Origin of the sequence: Pseudomonas laurentiana (assembly GCF_014648275.1) — a bacterium.
Taxonomy (GTDB): domain Bacteria; phylum Pseudomonadota; class Gammaproteobacteria; order Pseudomonadales; family Pseudomonadaceae; genus Aquipseudomonas; species Aquipseudomonas laurentiana.
Window position 1 is genome coordinate 1 of the sequence record NZ_BMQU01000116.1, and the last position, 711, is coordinate 711.

1 tRNA gene is annotated in these 711 nt (G+C 28.1%); it reads left to right on the plus strand.

Features of this window, described 5'->3' with window-relative positions:
* Positions 1–160 precede the first annotated feature (160 nt).
* A tRNA-Leu gene (locus tag IE038_RS25615) sits at positions 161–240 on the plus strand.
* The last annotated feature ends 471 nt before the right edge of the window (positions 241–711 follow it).

Below are 711 nucleotides of genomic sequence, written 5' to 3' on the forward strand. Positions count from 1 at the left end.
TTTCATGAGTAATAAATTAATTAAGAGATTACTTATATATCTTCTCAGACTTTATATAAGTAATTTAAATAATAATTTTATTTATTATCTCCAAATTCAATAATTCATTAAATTATATTAATAATAATGAATTATGGGCTGGTATCATCAGACCTTATCTGCTATTTTGGTGGAATGGTAGACACAGTGCTCTTAAGAGGCACCGCGATAAGCATATTGGTTCAAATCCAATAAATAGCAAATTCCCATATAAAATCATAAGAAGTAATATTTTATTATTAATATATATTACTCTTTTAGCTTAACGGTAGAGCATATTACTTCTAATAATAGTATTCCAGTTCGATTCTGGAAAGGAGTTTTATTATCGTGGTATTATATTATTGGATATATATATTAATTTATCCAATAATTATTTGTCCATTATCTCCGGAGGTTTATTCTTATTATTTCCATAGTACATCTTTAGATATACCAAACCGACCCGTGGGGTCGGTTTGGGGTCGGTTTTGGTTTGTATGGTATTAATATATTAATAATTTATTAATGAAAAATAAATTGTTCATTTATTGTCCCCATATATTTTTACATAATAAAAATATATGGGGGATATATATCCATATCGATATATATATATATATTTCGCGATAAATATCGGTAGCCGAGAAAGGAGGCTACACCGGTCCTACGGCCCGGCGATTTAAAAGGAAA